The organism is Limnobaculum zhutongyuii, from assembly GCF_004295645.1.
GTDB classification, from domain to species: Bacteria; Pseudomonadota; Gammaproteobacteria; order Enterobacterales; family Enterobacteriaceae; genus Limnobaculum; species Limnobaculum zhutongyuii.
On sequence record NZ_CP034752.1, the window covers coordinates 4137834 to 4153942 of the forward strand.

Annotated in this window: 25 protein-coding genes; 1 reads left to right on the forward strand and 24 read right to left on the reverse strand. The window is 46.5% G+C overall.

Features of this window, described 5'->3' with window-relative positions; translation table 11 throughout:
- Positions 1-23: 23 nt before the first annotated feature.
- The 22 genes from secY to rpsJ form a co-directional block, all read right to left on the reverse strand.
- Positions 24-1352: a preprotein translocase subunit SecY gene (gene secY, locus EKN56_RS18470; RefSeq protein ID WP_130593138.1), complete on the reverse strand. Its 1329-nt coding sequence runs from the start codon at positions 1350-1352 to the stop codon at positions 24-26.
- Between the two features lie 7 nt (positions 1353-1359).
- Positions 1360-1794 (reverse strand): 50S ribosomal protein L15, encoded by a 435-nt coding sequence (rplO, locus tag EKN56_RS18475; protein ID WP_130593139.1) that lies wholly within the window; start codon positions 1792-1794, stop codon positions 1360-1362.
- A 3-nt stretch (positions 1795-1797) separates the two neighbouring features.
- Positions 1798-1977 (reverse strand): 50S ribosomal protein L30, encoded by a 180-nt coding sequence (rpmD, locus tag EKN56_RS18480; protein WP_029095691.1) that lies wholly within the window; start codon positions 1975-1977, stop codon positions 1798-1800.
- 6 nt (positions 1978-1983) lie between these two features.
- Positions 1984-2484, reverse strand: coding sequence for a 30S ribosomal protein S5 (gene rpsE / locus EKN56_RS18485; RefSeq protein ID WP_029095690.1), 501 nt, complete (start codon positions 2482-2484; stop codon positions 1984-1986).
- A gap of 14 nt (positions 2485-2498) precedes the next feature.
- The gene (gene rplR, locus EKN56_RS18490; RefSeq protein ID WP_130593140.1) at positions 2499-2852 is read right to left on the reverse strand and encodes a 50S ribosomal protein L18; all 354 of its coding nucleotides are present in this window, start codon (positions 2850-2852) and stop codon (positions 2499-2501) included.
- A 9-nt stretch (positions 2853-2861) separates the two neighbouring features.
- Positions 2862-3395 carry a 50S ribosomal protein L6 gene (rplF, locus tag EKN56_RS18495; protein WP_130593141.1) on the reverse strand — a complete coding sequence of 178 codons (534 nt, stop codon included), beginning with the start codon at positions 3393-3395 and terminating at the stop codon, positions 2862-2864.
- Positions 3396-3408: 13 nt separating this feature from the next.
- Positions 3409-3801, reverse strand: a complete 393-nt coding sequence (gene rpsH, locus EKN56_RS18500; RefSeq protein WP_130593142.1) for a 30S ribosomal protein S8 — start codon at positions 3799-3801, stop codon at positions 3409-3411.
- A gap of 31 nt (positions 3802-3832) precedes the next feature.
- Entirely contained in the window at positions 3833-4138 is a 306-nt protein-coding gene (gene rpsN, locus EKN56_RS18505) for a 30S ribosomal protein S14 (RefSeq protein ID WP_047779700.1), read from the reverse strand.
- A gap of 13 nt (positions 4139-4151) precedes the next feature.
- Entirely contained in the window at positions 4152-4691 is a 540-nt protein-coding gene (gene rplE, locus EKN56_RS18510; RefSeq protein WP_130593143.1) for a 50S ribosomal protein L5, read from the reverse strand.
- A 14-nt stretch (positions 4692-4705) separates the two neighbouring features.
- Positions 4706-5020: a 50S ribosomal protein L24 gene (gene rplX / locus EKN56_RS18515; protein WP_108900577.1), complete on the reverse strand. Its 315-nt coding sequence runs from the start codon at positions 5018-5020 to the stop codon at positions 4706-4708.
- A gap of 10 nt (positions 5021-5030) precedes the next feature.
- On the reverse strand, positions 5031-5402 hold the full coding sequence (gene rplN, locus EKN56_RS18520; protein WP_108900578.1) for a 50S ribosomal protein L14: 372 nt from the start codon (positions 5400-5402) through the stop codon (positions 5031-5033).
- 161 nt (positions 5403-5563) lie between these two features.
- Positions 5564-5818, reverse strand: a complete 255-nt coding sequence (rpsQ, locus tag EKN56_RS18525) for a 30S ribosomal protein S17 (protein WP_108900579.1) — start codon at positions 5816-5818, stop codon at positions 5564-5566.
- A complete protein-coding gene (gene rpmC, locus EKN56_RS18530) occupies positions 5818-6009 on the reverse strand; it encodes a 50S ribosomal protein L29 (RefSeq protein ID WP_130593144.1) in 192 nt (63 codons plus the stop codon). The genes rpsQ and rpmC overlap by 1 nt, the downstream gene beginning before the upstream one ends.
- Positions 6009-6419, reverse strand: a complete 411-nt coding sequence (gene rplP, locus EKN56_RS18535) for a 50S ribosomal protein L16 (RefSeq protein WP_029095681.1) — start codon at positions 6417-6419, stop codon at positions 6009-6011. The genes rpmC and rplP overlap by 1 nt, the downstream gene beginning before the upstream one ends.
- Positions 6420-6431: 12 nt before the next feature.
- The gene (rpsC, locus tag EKN56_RS18540; RefSeq protein WP_108900580.1) at positions 6432-7133 is read right to left on the reverse strand and encodes a 30S ribosomal protein S3; all 702 of its coding nucleotides are present in this window, start codon (positions 7131-7133) and stop codon (positions 6432-6434) included.
- A gap of 17 nt (positions 7134-7150) precedes the next feature.
- Entirely contained in the window at positions 7151-7483 is a 333-nt protein-coding gene (rplV, locus tag EKN56_RS18545) for a 50S ribosomal protein L22 (protein WP_047779694.1), read from the reverse strand.
- A gap of 14 nt (positions 7484-7497) precedes the next feature.
- A complete protein-coding gene (gene rpsS, locus EKN56_RS18550) occupies positions 7498-7776 on the reverse strand; it encodes a 30S ribosomal protein S19 (RefSeq protein ID WP_029095678.1) in 279 nt (92 codons plus the stop codon).
- A 14-nt stretch (positions 7777-7790) separates the two neighbouring features.
- A complete protein-coding gene (gene rplB, locus EKN56_RS18555) occupies positions 7791-8615 on the reverse strand; it encodes a 50S ribosomal protein L2 (RefSeq protein WP_130593145.1) in 825 nt (274 codons plus the stop codon).
- A 19-nt stretch (positions 8616-8634) separates the two neighbouring features.
- Entirely contained in the window at positions 8635-8937 is a 303-nt protein-coding gene (rplW, locus tag EKN56_RS18560) for a 50S ribosomal protein L23 (RefSeq protein WP_029095676.1), read from the reverse strand.
- Complete coding sequence (rplD, locus tag EKN56_RS18565; RefSeq protein ID WP_108900583.1) at positions 8934-9539, reverse strand: 50S ribosomal protein L4; 606 nt, start codon at positions 9537-9539, stop codon at positions 8934-8936. The genes rplW and rplD overlap by 4 nt, the downstream gene beginning before the upstream one ends.
- Positions 9540-9555: 16 nt before the next feature.
- Complete coding sequence (gene rplC, locus EKN56_RS18570) at positions 9556-10185, reverse strand: 50S ribosomal protein L3 (RefSeq protein ID WP_130593146.1); 630 nt, start codon at positions 10183-10185, stop codon at positions 9556-9558.
- A gap of 32 nt (positions 10186-10217) precedes the next feature.
- A complete protein-coding gene (gene rpsJ / locus EKN56_RS18575) occupies positions 10218-10529 on the reverse strand; it encodes a 30S ribosomal protein S10 (protein ID WP_001181005.1) in 312 nt (103 codons plus the stop codon).
- 666 nt (positions 10530-11195) lie between these two features.
- Here rpsJ and EKN56_RS18580 point away from each other — a divergent pair.
- Positions 11196-12632 carry an LTA synthase family protein gene (locus EKN56_RS18580; RefSeq protein ID WP_313770517.1) on the forward strand — a complete coding sequence of 479 codons (1437 nt, stop codon included), beginning with the start codon at positions 11196-11198 and terminating at the stop codon, positions 12630-12632.
- 96 nt (positions 12633-12728) lie between these two features.
- On the opposite strand, the gene tuf is transcribed toward EKN56_RS18580, so the two are convergent.
- Both tuf and fusA read right to left on the reverse strand, forming a co-directional pair.
- The gene (gene tuf / locus EKN56_RS18585; RefSeq protein WP_130593148.1) at positions 12729-13913 is read right to left on the reverse strand and encodes an elongation factor Tu; all 1185 of its coding nucleotides are present in this window, start codon (positions 13911-13913) and stop codon (positions 12729-12731) included.
- Positions 13914-13983: 70 nt separating this feature from the next.
- Complete coding sequence (gene fusA / locus EKN56_RS18590; protein WP_130593149.1) at positions 13984-16089, reverse strand: elongation factor G; 2106 nt, start codon at positions 16087-16089, stop codon at positions 13984-13986.
- Between the last annotated feature and the right edge of the window lie 20 nt (positions 16090-16109).

The window sequence follows — 16109 nt, forward strand, 5'->3', positions numbered from 1 at the left end:
CGTAACTTCTCAAGCTAGCTGAATTAACGGCCATAGCCTTTCAGATTTGCTTTCTTCAATGCAGACTCATATTGACTCGACATCATCAGAGTTTGCACTTGAGCCATAAAGTCCATGATGACGACAACGACGATAAGTAGTGAAGTACCACCAAAGTTGAAAGGTACTTTCATTGCGTCACGCATAAACTCCGGGATCAGGCAGATAAAGGTAATGTACATAGCACCAACAAAGGTTAACCGAGTCATTACTTTATCGATATATTTAGCCGTTTGCTCTCCCGGACGAATCCCTGGTACAAACGCACCGGACTTCTTCAGGTTATCTGCTGTTTCACGAGGGTTGAAAACCAACGCTGTATAGAAGAAACAGAAGAATATGATCGCGGCCGCATAGAGTAACACATAAAGTGGCTGTCCGGGTTGCAAATACATAGAAATAGTTGTCAACCAGTTCCAACCAGTACCACCACCGAACCATGAGGCAATTGTCGCAGGGAACAGAATGATACTTGAAGCAAAGATCGCTGGTATTACACCTGCCATATTCACTTTCAACGGTAAATGGGTACTTTGTGCAGCATAGACGCGGCGACCTTGCTGACGTTTTGCATAGTTAACGACGATACGACGCTGACCACGTTCAACGAATACAACAAAGAAAGTAACTGCGAATACTAAAACCGCAACCAACAGCAGCAGAAGAACATGTAAGTCACCCTGCCGAGCTTGCTCGATAGTCTGTCCAATAGCAGGCGGTAAACCAGCAACAATACCTGCGAAAATGATGATAGAAATACCGTTACCGATACCCCTCTCAGTCACCTGCTCGCCCAGCCACATCAGGAACATGGTTCCCGTCACTAAGCTCACAACCGCGGTAAAGTAGAACGCAAAACCTGGATTAATTACCAGACCCGGCATTCCCATATTCGGCAAGCCGGTAGCAATACCGACTGACTGGAATATGGCCAGAACCAACGTACCATATCGAGTGTACTGGCTAATCTTACGACGGCCAGACTCGCCCTCTTTCTTCAATTCCGCTAACTTAGGATGAACCACAGTTAACAGTTGCACGATAATAGAAGCCGAAATGTACGGCATAATACCGAGCGCGAAGACAGAAGCACGACTGAGGGCGCCACCAGAGAACATGTTAAACATGTCAATGATGGTGCCTCTCTGCTCTTCGACTAACTTAGCAAGCACAGTGGCGTCAATACCAGGAATTGGAATGAAAGAGCCGATACGGAACACGATCAGAGCACCGACAACAAATAAGAGTCTGCGCTTAAGCTCGCCTATTCCGCCTTTTGCACTTTGAAAATCTAATCCTGGTTGCTTAGCCATCTGCTACTTATTCCTCAATTTTCCCGCCAGCGGCTTCGATTGCAGCACGAGCGCCTTTGGTAACACGCAGACCGCGTACAGTAACTGGACGACTGATTTCGCCAGAAAGCATAACTTTCGCGAACTCAATCTGAATGCCAACTACGTTTGCCGCTTTCAGCGCATTCAGGTCAATAACTTCGCCTTCAACTAAAGCCAGTTCAGACAGACGAACTTCTGCCGTGATCATTGCTTTACGAGAAGTAAAACCAAATTTTGGTAAACGACGATATAAAGGCATTTGGCCGCCTTCGAAACCACGACGTACGCCACCGCCAGAACGAGACTTCTGACCTTTGTGACCACGGCCGCCGGTTTTACCCAGGCCAGAACCAATACCACGACCTAAACGCTTAGCAGCGTGTTTTGCACCTTCGGCCGGAGCCAGAGTATTTAAACGCATCTCTTACTCCTCCACTTTAACCATGTAAGAAACCAGGTTGATCATGCCACGTACAGCAGGAGTATCCTCGCGCTCTACGGTGTGACCGATGCGACGCAGACCTAAACCGACCAGAGTTGCCTTATGTTTAGGCAGACGGCCGATAGAGCTGCGAATTTGAGTAACTTTAATAGTCTTTGCCATTGCTCATTACCCCAGAATGTCTTCGACAGTTTTACCGCGCTTGGCAGCAACCATCTCAGGAGACTTCATATTCTCCAAGGCATCAATAGTTGCACGAACCACGTTAATCGGGTTAGTTGAACCATAAGCCTTAGCTAATACGTTACGTACTCCGGCGACTTCCAGAACGGCGCGCATTGCACCGCCGGCGATAATACCGGTACCTTCGAATGCTGGCTGCATGAATACGCGAGAACCAGTATGAGCACCTTTAACAGGGTGCTGCAGGGTTCCGTTGTTTAATGCAACATTCATCATGTTACGACGGGCTTTTTCCATCGCTTTCTGGATCGCTGCTGGAACTTCACGCGCTTTCCCGTAACCAAAACCAACGCGACCGTTGCCATCACCCACTACAGTTAGTGCGGTGAAGCTAAAAATACGGCCACCTTTAACGGTTTTAGATACGCGGTTAACCGCGATCAGCTTTTCCTGCAGTTCGCCAGCTTGTTTCTCGATGTGAGACATCTTACACCTCTACCTTAGAACTGAAGGCCAGCTTCGCGGGCAGCATCTGCCAGCGCCTGGACTCTACCATGATATTGGAAACCAGAACGGTCAAAGGATACTTTCGTAATCTCTTTAGCCAGTGCACGCTCAGCGATAGCTTTACCTACTGCTGCTGCTGCATCTTTGTTTCCGGTATACTTCACTTGTTCTGCGATAGCCTTTTCTACTGTAGAAGCGGCTGCCAGAACTTCAGAACCGTTTGGTGCGATAATCTGCGCATAAATATGGCGCGGAGTACGGTGAACCACCAGGCGAGTCGCACACAGTTCTTTAATCTTACGACGTGCGCGGGTCGCACGACGGATACGAGCTGCTTTCTTATCCATAGTGTTACCTTACTTCTTCTTAGCCTCTTTGGTACGCACGACTTCGTCGGCGTAACGGACACCCTTGCCTTTATATGGCTCAGGACGACGGTAGGCACGCAATTCTGCTGCGATTTGACCAATTACCTGCTTATCAGCCCCTTTCAGGATGATTTCAGTTTGGCTTGGACATTCGGCAGTAATGCCTGCTGGCAGTTTATGGTCAATTGGGTGAGAGAAGCCTAACGCTAAATTCACCACATCACCTTTAACTGCTGCACGGTAACCTACGCCTACCAGCTGTAGCTTCTTAGTGAAGCCTTCAGTAACACCGATCACCATTCCGTTAATCAGAGAACGTACGGTACCCGCTTGGGCCCATCCGTCTACAAAACCTTCGCGTGGAGCGAAAGTAATTGCATTGTTTTCCTGTCTAACTTCAACGGAATCATGGACTGTACGCGACAGCTCGCCGTTTTTACCCTTAATAGTTATAACCTGACCGTTGAGTTTTACCTCTACGCCAGCAGGAATAACGACGGGTGCTTTTGCAACACGAGACATTTTTTCCTCCTGATTAAGCTACGTAGCAGATAATCTCGCCACCAAGTCCTGCCTGGCGAGCTGCACGATCGGTCATGACACCTTTAGAAGTAGAAATAACAGCAATACCTAAACCAGCCATAACTTTTGGCAGCTCATCTTTTCTTTTATAGATGCGCAGACCTGGACGGCTGATTCGCTGAATACTTTCTACAACAGGCGCTCCCTGGAAGTACTTAAGTACTAATTCCAGTTCAGGCTTGGTGTCGCCTTCAATTTTGTAATCTTCAATATAACCTTCTTCCTTCAGCACTTTGGCAATAGCCACTTTTAGCTTGGAGGAAGGCATAGTGACCGCAACTTTGTTCGCGGCCTGACCGTTTCGGATACGGGTCAGCATATCCGCGATCGGATCTTGCATGCTCATCTGTCTCTACTCCCGTGATTCAATGGTGATATTACCAACTAGCCTTTTTCAGACCCGGGATTTCACCGCGCATTGCGGCTTCACGGACCTTGATACGACTCAATCCAAATTTACGCAGAACGCCGTGTGGGCGGCCTGTTTGGCGACAACGGTTACGTTGACGGCTTGGACTGGAATCACGTGGAAGAGTTTGCAGTTTGAGCACTGCATTCCAACGGTCTTCATCGGATGCATTCACATCAGAGATAATCGCTTTAAGTTCAGTACGCTTTGCGTAGAACTTGTCTGCTAACTTCACACGTTTAACTTCACGTGCTTTCATTGATTGCTTAGCCATTAGTAACCCTACCTTACTTGCGGAATGGGAAGTTAAAGGCAGCCAGCAGAGCGCGGCCTTCTTCGTCAGATTGCGCAGAAGTGGTAATGGTAATGTCCAAACCACGTACACGATCGACTTTGTCATAGTCGATTTCTGGGAAGATAATCTGCTCACGCACGCCCATGCTGTAGTTACCACGACCATCAAATGACTTAGGATTTAAGCCACGGAAGTCACGTACACGAGGTACAGCAATAGAAATCAGACGCTCTAAGAATTCCCACATACGTTCGCCACGTAGGGTCACTTTACAGCCGATCGGATAGCCCTGGCGGATTTTGAAGCCTGCAACAGAGTTGCGTGCTTTGGTGATTAGCGGTTTTTGACCACTGATCGCTGCTAAATCAGCTGCTGCGTTATCCAGCAGTTTCTTATCAGTGATCGCTTCACCAACACCCATATTAAGGGTGATCTTCTCGACCCGAGGGACTTGCATGACAGATTTGTAGCTAAACTGTTCTACCAGTTTACTAACTACCTGTTCTCTATAGTAATCATGCAGTTTCGCCATCGTACTACTCCAAATTACTTGATAGTTTCGCTATTAGATTTGAAGAAACGGACTTTTTTGCCGTCTTCAAAACGAAAGCCTACACGGTCAGCCTTGCCTGTAGCTGTGTTGTAGATTGCAACGTTAGAAACCTGAATTGCAGCTTCTTTTTCAACGATGCCACCTGGTTGGTTCAGAGCCGGAACCGGCTTCTGATGTTTCTTCACCAGGTTGATACCTTCAACAACAATCTTACTGGAAGACAGAACATTCTTAACTTTACCGCGTTTACCTTTATCTTTACCGGTTAACACGATAACTTCGTCATCACGACGGATTTTCGCTGCCATGGTTCGCTCCTTACAGTACTTCTGGTGCCAGAGAGATGATTTTCATGAACTTTTCAGAACGCAGTTCACGAGTCACCGGCCCAAAAATACGCGTACCGATCGGTTGCTCACTGTTGTTATTTAATAACACACAAGCATTACGATCGAAGCGAACGACAGATCCGTCAGGGCGACGAACACCCTTTCTGGTGCGCACCACTACAGCCTTAAGGACATCACCTTTTTTAACCTTACCGCGAGGAATTGCTTCCTTGATGGTAATTTTAATGATGTCGCCCACGCCAGCATAGCGACGGTGCGATCCACCCAGAACCTTGATACACATTACGCTACGTGCGCCAGAGTTGTCAGCGACGTTCAGCATAGTCTGTTCTTGGATCATCTTAGTGCTCCGCTAATGTCAACTACTAAGGACCCTCACGGGTCGTATAAAAGCCCCATACATCGGGGCGCGGCATTATACCACCGCTTTTCGATGTTGGGTAGAAAAAATAAACGGCTCGTTAACTGAGCCGTTTATTCTGTTTAAGAAAGCGTACTCTATTACAGAACAGCTTTCTCTACAACTCGAACAAGTGTCCAGGACTTAGTCTTAGACAGTGGGCGGCATTCACGAATTTCGATCAGATCGCCGATTCCACATTCATTGTTCTCGTCATGTACGTGCAGCTTAGTCGTACGTTTGATGAACTTACCATACATCGGGTGCTTCACCATACGCTCAATCGCTACAACAAGGGATTTCTCCATCTTGTCACTAACAACACGACCTTGCAGAGTACGGATTTTATCAGTCATTACGCACCCGCCTTCTCATTCAGTAAAGTCTTCACACGTGCAACATTACGACGCACTTGTTTCAACAGGTAAGACTGTTGCAGTTGACCGCTTGCTGCTTGCATGCGCAGATTAAACTGTTCACGCAGCAGGTTAAGCAGCTCAGTGTTCAGCTCTTCAACACTTTTTTCACGCAGCTCTTTTGCTTTCATTACATCACCGTCTTAGTTACAAAGGTGGTTTTAATCGGCAGTTTTGCTGCTGCCAGCTTGAATGCTTCACGGGCAATTTCTTCCGAGACACCATCCATTTCATACAGGACTTTTCCCGGTTGAATCAGGGCAACCCAATACTCCACATTACCCTTACCTTTACCCATACGCACTTCAAGCGGCTTTTCAGTGATTGGTTTGTCTGGGAACACACGGATCCAGATTTTACCTTGACGCTTAACTGCACGTGTCATGGCACGACGTGCCGCCTCGATTTGGCGAGCAGTCAGACGACCGCGGCCAACAGCTTTCAGACCGAAAGTGCCGAAGCTCACATCCGCGCCAGCAGCCAGACCACGGTTGCGGCCCTTGTGCACTTTACGGAATTTTGTACGCTTTGGTTGTAACATCAGCGATGCTCCTTATTTACGGCCTTTACGCTGCTGCTTCTTCGGTTGAGCAGCCGGTTTTTCCGGTTGTTCAACGGCAGCCATACCACCCAAGATCTCACCTTTGAAGATCCACACTTTTACGCCGATTACACCATAAGTGGTGTGCGCTTCAGAAGTGTTATAATCGATATCCGCACGCAGAGTGTGCAACGGAACACGACCTTCACGGTACCATTCGGTACGCGCGATTTCAGCACCGCCTAAACGGCCGCTTACTTCCACTTTGATACCTTTAGCGCCTATACGCATGGCGTTTTGAACTGCACGCTTCATAGCACGACGGAACATAACACGACGTTCCAGCTGTGAAGTGATGCTGTCAGCAACCAGTTTAGCGTCTAGTTCCGGTTTACGGACTTCGGCGATATTAATTTGCGCAGGCACGCCAGCAATTGATGCTACCGCGTTGCGCAGTTTTTCGACATCTTCACCTTTCTTGCCGATAACGATGCCTGGACGAGCAGTGTGAATAGTCACACGGATGCTCTTCGCAGGACGCTCGATAACGATGCGAGAAACAGAAGCTTTCGACAATTCTTTAGTTAAGAATTGACGAACTTTAAAGTCGCTGTCCAGGTTATCAGCGAATTCTTTGGTATTTGCGTACCAGGTAGAGTTCCAAGGTTTGACAATACCCAGTCGAATACCATTCGGATGTACTTTCTGACCCATTGCTATTCTCCAGAGTCTCAGCGATCGGACACAACCACAGTGATGTGGCTGGTGCGCTTCAGGATACGATCTGCACGGCCTTTCGCACGAGGCATGATACGCTTCATGGTTGGACCTTCGTCGACAAAGATTTTCGCGACTTTCAGATCGTCGATGTCAGCGCCATCGTTGTGTTCTGCGTTTGCAATGGCAGACTCAAGTACTTTTTTAACCAGATCAGCAGCTTTCTTGTTGTTGTAGGTTAAAATTTCCAGAGCTTGTGACACTTTCTTACCGCGAATCAGGTCTGCAACTAAGCGAACCTTCTGAGCAGAAGAACGAGCGTGGCGATGTTTAGCGATAGTTTCCATCTCTTCCTCCTACCTTAGCGCTTTTTGGCTTTTTTGTCAGCCGCATGGCCGCGATAAGTACGAGTCGGCGCGAATTCGCCCAGTTTATGACCGACCATTTCATCGGATACAAATACTGGAACGTGCTGACGACCATTATGGACAGCGATGGTCAAACCGATCATGTTTGGAAAGATCGTTGAACGACGGGACCAAGTCTTAACAGGCTTTTTGTCTCCGCTTTCCACCGCTTTCTCTACCTTCTTCAGCAAGTGCAGGTCTATAAATGGACCTTTCTTGAGAGAACGTGGCATGGCTTATCCTCTAATTATTTTTTACTACGGCGACGTACGATATATTGATCGGTACGCTTGTTGCTACGGGTCTTCTTACCTTTGGTCTGAACGCCCCATGGAGTCACAGGATGTTTACCAAAGTTACGACCTTCACCACCACCGTGTGGGTGATCGACTGGGTTCATCGCCGTACCGCGAACGGTAGGACGAACACCACGCCAACGGCTAGCACCAGCTTTACCTAGTACGCGCAGCATATGCTCTGAGTTACCAACTTCACCTAAGGTGGCGCGGCAATCAGATAATACTTTACGCATTTCGCCAGAACGAAGACGTATCGTTACATAGGAACCTTCACGGGCAACGATTTGAACATATCCGCCAGCAGAACGAGCCATTTGGCCGCCTTTACCTGGTTTCATTTCAACGTTGTGAACCGTAGAACCCACTGGGATGTTACGCATTGGCAGGGTGTTACCTACCTTAATAGCTGCATCAACACCAGATTGGATTTGGTCACCGGCTTTCAGGCCTTTTGGCGCCAGAATATAACGGCGTTCACCGTCTTTATACAGAACCAACGCGATATTCGCGGAACGGTTCGGATCATATTCCAGACGCTCAACAACAGCAGGGATACCATCTTTGTTGCGTTTGAAGTCAACTAAACGATAATGCTGCTTGTGACCACCACCAATATGACGCGTGGTGATACGGCCATTGTTGTTACGGCCACCTGATTTGCTGTTTTTTTCCAGCAATGGGGCATAAGGCTTGCCCTTGTGCAACTCAGGGTTAACCACTTTAACTACGTGGCGACGACCCGGAGATGTTGGCTTACACTTAACAATTGCCATTGTTTTTCAATCCTCCGACTTACTCTGCGCCGCCGATGAAGTCCAGATTCTGGCCTTCTTTCAAAGTGACGTAAGCTTTTTTCCAGTCGCTACGACGACCAACACGCTGACCATGACGTTTCGTTTTGCCTTTAACCAGCAAAGTACGAACTTCATTGACTTCAACCTCAAACAGCTTCTGAACAGCAGCTTTAACTTCTGCTTTAGTCGCATCTTTAGCAACTTTCAGCACGATTGTATTGTGCTTTTCCATTGCGCTAGAGGCTTTTTCAGAAACATGTGGTGCGCGCAGGACTTTCAGCAGGCGTTCTTCACGGATCATGCCAGCATCTCCTCTACTTGCTTCACAGCGTCAGCAGTCATCACCACTTTATCAAAAGCGATAAGACTAAATGGATCGATGCCAGCAACATCACGAACGTCAACCTTGTGTAAGTTACCTGCTGCCAGGTACAGATTAGGTTCAACTTCGCTAGTGATGATCAGTACATCATCCAGAGCCATTTCTTTCAGTTTCTGTACCAGCAACTTAGTTTTAGGTGCTTCTACAGTGAACTTCTCGACTACAATCAGACGATCTTGACGTACCAGTTCGGACAGAATGCACTTCAGTGCGCCGCGGTACATCTTTTTGTTGACTTTCTGGCTGTGGTCTTGTGGACGAGCAGCAAAGGTCACGCCGCCTGAACGCCAGATCGGGCTCTTTACAGAACCTGAACGCGCACGGCCGGTGCCTTTTTGACGCCACGGTTTTTTACCGGAACCTGTTACTTCAGCGCGGGTCTTCTGAGCACGAGTACCTTGACGAGCTGCAGCTGCATAAGCAACAACAACCTGATGTACTAACGCTTCATTGAAATCACGCCCGAAGGTAGTTTCGGAAACAGTCAGCGCGCCAGGCGCGTCTTTCATTACCAATTCCATTCCTATCTCCTCGACGTTACGCCTTGACAGCCGGTTTAACGATCAGGTCGCTACCGGTTGCTCCCGGAACAGCACCTTTGACCAGCAGCAGGTTGCGCTCAGCGTCAACACGTACTACGTCCAGGCTTTGAACGGTTACACGCTCGTCACCTAAGTGGCCTGCCATTTTCTTGCCTTTGAACACTTTACCTGGAGTCTGGTTCTGACCGATTGAACCATGACCACGGTGTGCCAAAGAGTTACCATGGGTAGCATCCTGAGTACGGAAATTCCAGCGCTTAACAGTGCCAGCATAACCTTTACCTTTTGATGTACCGGTAACGTCAACTTTTTTAACGTCTGCAAAAATATCAACGTTAATTTCTTGACCTGCTGCGAACTCTTCACCTTCATTCAGGCGGAATTCCCACAGGCCGCGGCCAGCTGTAACGCCAGCTTTAGCGAAGTGACCCGCTTCTGGTTTGGTTACACGGTTTGCTTTTTTAGCACCGGTAGTAACCTGTACAGCACGGTATCCGTCGTTAGCCAGGTCTTTAACCTGAGTAACACGGTTCGCTTCAATTTCGATAACTGTAACGGGGATAGATACGCCATCTTCAGTAAAGATGCGGGTCATTCCCACTTTACGACCGACTAAACCAATCATTGTTTCAACCTCTCAATCGCTCAATGACCTGATTAACCCAGGCTGATCTGCACGTCAACACCGGCAGCCAGATCCAGACGCATCAGAGCATCAACCGTTTTTTCAGTTGGCTCAACGATGTCAACCAGACGCTTGTGAGTACGAATTTCGTACTGATCGCGCGCATCTTTATTGACGTGCGGAGAGATCAGAACGGTAAAACGCTCTTTGCGGGTCGGCAGCGGGATCGGACCACGAACTTGAGCGCCAGTGCGCTTAGCAGTCTCGACGATTTCCGCAGTTGATTGGTCGATCAAACGGTGATCAAACGCTTTCAGGCGGATACGGATTCTTTGGTTCTGCATGAGACCAGAGCTCCAATTATTTTATAAACGTAAAAAATCACTACTCACACCCATTTCGATTGATGGGGGAGTGTAATCGTTCTTCATGTAACCCCCAGATCGGGAGTATTGTAACTAATCAATTATGCCTGATTGGCAAAACCTCTTAGTAATAAGCTCTTATTTGAACTTATACCGCACCACATAAAAGTGTAGGCCTGAGCATTTTACAGATTTAGGACCATAGCGCAAGGGCTATCTGGGATTAAATTCAACAATACTTGTTCAAAAAAGAGTTCAATGCGGTTTTCTGGCGGTGTTCAGCGGAAACAGGATACTTAACATTTGTTGAATTTCTAAGCGGTTCTTTCGACTCACCTCTAAATATGATAAATCAGCTGATACTCACTTCTCAAAATACCTTATATTAAGCCGCAAGTATAATAACGCTGAATGACTATGAATTTGAATCACCATTTGAGAGCTCATCTCTCTGTTTCCAATGTTTACCTGAGTCTGATGACAATTGCTGCGCTGGTAATATGCAGCACCCGCTTTAGTTTTTCTTATGTGGGTTTTATCTCCTTTGCTTGTTTCGCTTCTATTTTTGGTTGCCTGCTATTACTTTCAGCTCGGGTCAAATTGTCATTAAGTATTGCCAGTACGCTGATAGTTATTCTGCAACTATTGAATCAGATAAAGGTTCATTACTATAAAGAGCGATTATTCTTTTCTGATATCAGCATTGCTCTCGATCCAACCAACTTCAGCACTCTGTTTCATTATCCTCTGGCATTATCAGGTGTTATCGGCCTGATCATCTTGCTTATTATTAATATTGCGCTTTATATTCGAAGCCCGAAGATAAGTATTTCTTATCGTTTGCTTTCGTTGGTAGCAGTAGGCGCCTTAGTTACCGGCATTATATTTGCCAGCCAGAACAAAACGAATATTGAGCATTGGCAGGCTTCTCTCCCGAAAGGAAAGGGAACCATCGTTAACTTATTTATGTCTGCCCAACAAATGTATTATCAGCCACCTCAATATGACGGTTCAGCTAAGTACTTTTTATCCGCGTCATCATTTAAATACCGACCAGATGCAAACACTAAAAAACCTGATATTGTCGTAATGTTGCAAGAGTCAACCGTTAACCCGGCACTTTATCACTTACCAGATATAACATTACCTGAGTTTAAAATGTTTGCCGCTGATGAAGGAACTCGAGCAACCAGTCCGCTCAGAGTACAAACATTTGGTGGAGGGACATGGCTATCCGAGTTTTCTCTTCTTACCGGGCTTAATACCGATGACTTTAAGTTTCGCAAGAATTCCGTTTTCTATACTGTTGCCCCGCATATAAAAACCAGTTTGTTTCACGAACTAAAGAACAATGGCTACTACACCGTAGTACTCACCCCGATGTATAAGATGAACTACAATGCAGGGCCAACCTATAACCATCTGGGCATTGATTTAATCATTCAACCACAAGAATTAGGCTACCCTGCAGAACTTGATGATAATTTATGGACTATTCCAACCAGAACTATGTTGGATTATGTGAAGACATTACTTGCCCGTTATACCGATAAGCCGGTATTCATTTTTGTTCTTACTATGAATGAACATGGCCCTTACGATACCGGACATTCTGATGATTTCGGTATAGAAAAATCAATTGATAATCGTGATGTTGCCGGTGCTTTAAGCCACTATATTAGCAAGCTCAAACTGTTGAATGAAGCAACAGAGGAATTCTCTCAATTCATTATCCATCGAGAAAAACCAACCATGTTCCTGTATTTTGGCGATCATCAACCTAACATCGGCTGGGATGACGATTACAATACCGGTTGGACCAACGAACCTCGTATTACTCAATTTTTTCTAAAAGATAATTTATCTTCAAAACCCGTTGCCAATATCGGGGGCCTGACCGATATTTCATTTTTAGGTGGAATGCTACTTGAACGTGCAGGTTTATCAGTATCCCCTTTCTATGAGGCAAATATCCGCATGAGAAATCTTTGTTTAGGACTTCTTGATGATTGCCCCGATGAGCAACTGATTAAAAGCTATAAGCATTATATCTATCAGGATTTAAAAAATGCGGGTGAGTGACTGGAAATAGTCATGTGTTCAATTGAGCTATTTTAATAAAATTCAGACAGTAAAAAGGGTGCCGAAGCACCCTTTTTTATCGAAAAGTAATAATTATTACTTAATGATTTTAGCAACAACACCAGCACCAACAGTACGACCACCTTCACGGATAGCGAAGCGTAAACCTTCGTCCATCGCGATTGGAGCAATCAGTGTTACTGTCATCTGAATGTTATCACCTGGCATTACCATCTCTACGCCTTCTGGCAGTTCGATAGTACCGGTCACGTCAGTTGTACGGAAGTAGAACTGTGGACGGTAGCCTTTGAAGAATGGAGTATGACGACCACCTTCATCTTTGCTCAGAATATAAACTTCTGATACGAACTGGGTGTGTGGGTTGATAGTACCTGGTTTAGCCAGTACTTGACCACGTTCGATTTCTTCACGCTTAGTACCACGCAGCAGAACACCAACGTTCTCACCCGCACGGCCTTCGTCCAGTAATTTACGGAACATTTCTACGCCAGTACAAGTGGTTTGAGTGGTCTCTTTGATACCAACGATCTCAACCGCTTCACCCACTTTAACGATACCGCGCTCTACACGACCGGTTACTACTGTACCACGACCAGAGATAGAGAATACGTCTTCGATTGGCAGCAGGAACGGCTTATCAATTGCACGCTCTGGCTCTGGGATATAAGAATCCAGTGCTTCTGCTAATTCGATGATTTTGCCTTCCCATGCAGCGTCGCCTTCCAGCGCTTTCAGTGCTGAACCACGGATTACCGGAGTATCATCACCTGGGAAATCGTACTGAGACAGAAGTTCACGAACTTCCATTTCAACTAATTCTAACAGTTCTTCGTCATCAACCATGTCACACTTGTTCAGGAACACGATGATGTAAGGAACGCCTACCTGGCGACCTAACAGGATGTGCTCACGAGTTTGTGGCATTGGGCCGTCAGTTGCAGCTACTACCAGAATAGCGCCGTCCATTTGAGCAGCACCAGTGATCATGTTCTTAACGTAGTCGGCGTGTCCCGGGCAGTCAACGTGAGCATAGTGACGGCTTGGGGTGTCGTATTCTACGTGAGAAGTATTGATGGTGATACCACGTGCTTTTTCTTCTGGTGCGTTATCGATTTGATCGAATGCACGAGCCTGACCACCGTAAGTTTTAGCTAATACGTTGGTGATAGCTGCTGTCAGAGTAGTTTTACCATGGTCAACGTGGCCGATAGTACCAACGTTAACGTGCGGTTTTGTACGTTCAAATTTTTCTTTAGACACGATTCTCTTCCTTTACACTATCCCCCTCTATCCGAGGGGGACTGGGATATAAATTTATTACCCGTGAGGCTTATTTAGCCTTGCGAGCTTCGATAATTGCTGTAGCAACGTTATTTGGTGCTTCACTGTACTTCAAGAACTCCATAGAGTAAGAAGCACGACCCTGTGTTTGTGAACGCAGGTCTGTAGCATAACCAAACATTTCAGATAGTGGAACTTGAGCACGTACAATTTTACCTGTCGCCAAGTCTTCCATACCTTCGATGATACCACGACGACGGTTTAAGTCACCGATCACATCACCCATGTAGTCTTCTGGAGTTTCTACTTCAACCTTCATGATTGGTTCCAACAGAATTGGTTTTGCCTTCATGAAGCCTTCTTTAAAGGCGATAGAAGCAGCCAATTTAAACGCCAGTTCTGAGGAGTCAACATCATGGTAAGAACCGTAGTGCAGACGCACTTTGATATCAACAACCGGATAACCAGCCAGAGGACCAGATTTCAGTTGCTCCTGAATACCTTTATCAACCGCAGGGATGAATTCACCAGGAATTACACCACCCTTGATGTCGTTGACAAACTCGTAGCCTGGGCCACCAGCTTCCAACGGAGACATATCGATAATAACGTCACCGTACTGACCACGACCACCAGACTGTTTAGCGTGTTTACCCTGAACGTCTTTAATCGTTTCACGGATAGTTTCACGATAAGCTACCTGAGGTTTACCGATGTTAGCTTCAACGTTGAATTCACGACGCATACGGTCAACTAACACGTCTAAGTGTAGCTCACCCATACCCGCGATAATTGTTTGACCTGATTCTTCATCAGTCTGAACGCGGAATGATGGATCTTCTTGAGCCAGACGACCTAAAGCGATACCCATTTTTTCCTGGTCAGCTTTAGTTTTCGGCTCAACAGCTACAGAGATTACTGGCTCTGGGAATTCCATACGTTCCAGGATAATAGGCTTAGCCTGGTCGCATAATGTATCACCAGTAGTCACGTCTTTCAGACCGATAGCAGCCGCGATGTCACCAGCGCGAACTTCTTTGATCTCTTCACGTTTGTTAGCGTGCATCTGAACGATACGGCCAAAACGTTCACGTTTGTCTTTTACTGAGTTCAGTACTGTGTCACCAGAGTTAACAACGCCGGAGTAAACACGGAAGAACGTCAGGTTACCAACAAATGGGTCGGTGGCAATTTTAAATGCTAACGCAGAGAACGGCTCAGCATCGTCAGCGTGACGAGCAGCTGGAGTACCATCATCCAGTTCGCCGTTGATCGCTTCGATATCGGTTGGTGCAGGTAAGTATTCAACTACCGCATCCAACATTGCCTGAACGCCTTTGTTCTTAAACGCAGAACCACAGGTAACCAGAATAATTTCATTATTCAGGACACGCTTACGCAGTGCTTCAGTCACTTCTTCTTCAGTCAGCTCTTCGCCGCCTAAATACTTGTCCATCAACTCTTCAGAAGCTTCAGCTGCTGCTTCAAAGGCATTTTGCTGCCATTTTTTCGCTTCTTCCAGCAAATGTGCTGGAACATCTTCATAGGTAAAAGTAACGCCTTGATCGGCCTCACTCCAGTTGATCGCTTTCATTTTCAGCAGGTCAACGATACCGGTGAAGCTGTCTTCAGCACCAATTGGTAACTGAATAGGAACAGCATTTGCTGCCAGACGCGATTTTAGTTGTTCAACTACGCGCAGGAAGTTAGCTCCCATACGGTCCATTTTGTTAACGAACGCGATACGTGGAACTTTATATTTGTTAGCCTGACGCCAAACGGTTTCAGACTGCGGCTGAACACCACCAACTGCACAGTAAACCATTACTGCACCATCCAGCACACGCATAGAACGTTCTACTTCGATAGTGAAGTCAACGTGTCCCGGGGTATCAATAATATTGATACGGTGTGCTTCGAATTGTTTAGCCATACCAGACCAGAATGCAGTAGTCGCAGCGGAGGTGATAGTAATACCACGCTCTTGCTCCTGTTCCATCCAGTCCATAGTTGCTGAACCTTCGTGAGTTTCACCGATTTTATGGTTTACACCAGTATAAAAAAGGATACGTTCAGTAGTGGTTGTTTTACCGGCATCAATGTGAGCACTGATACCGATGTTGCGATAACGCTCAATAGGGGTTACACGAGCCATTTTATTCCTCGATTACTAGG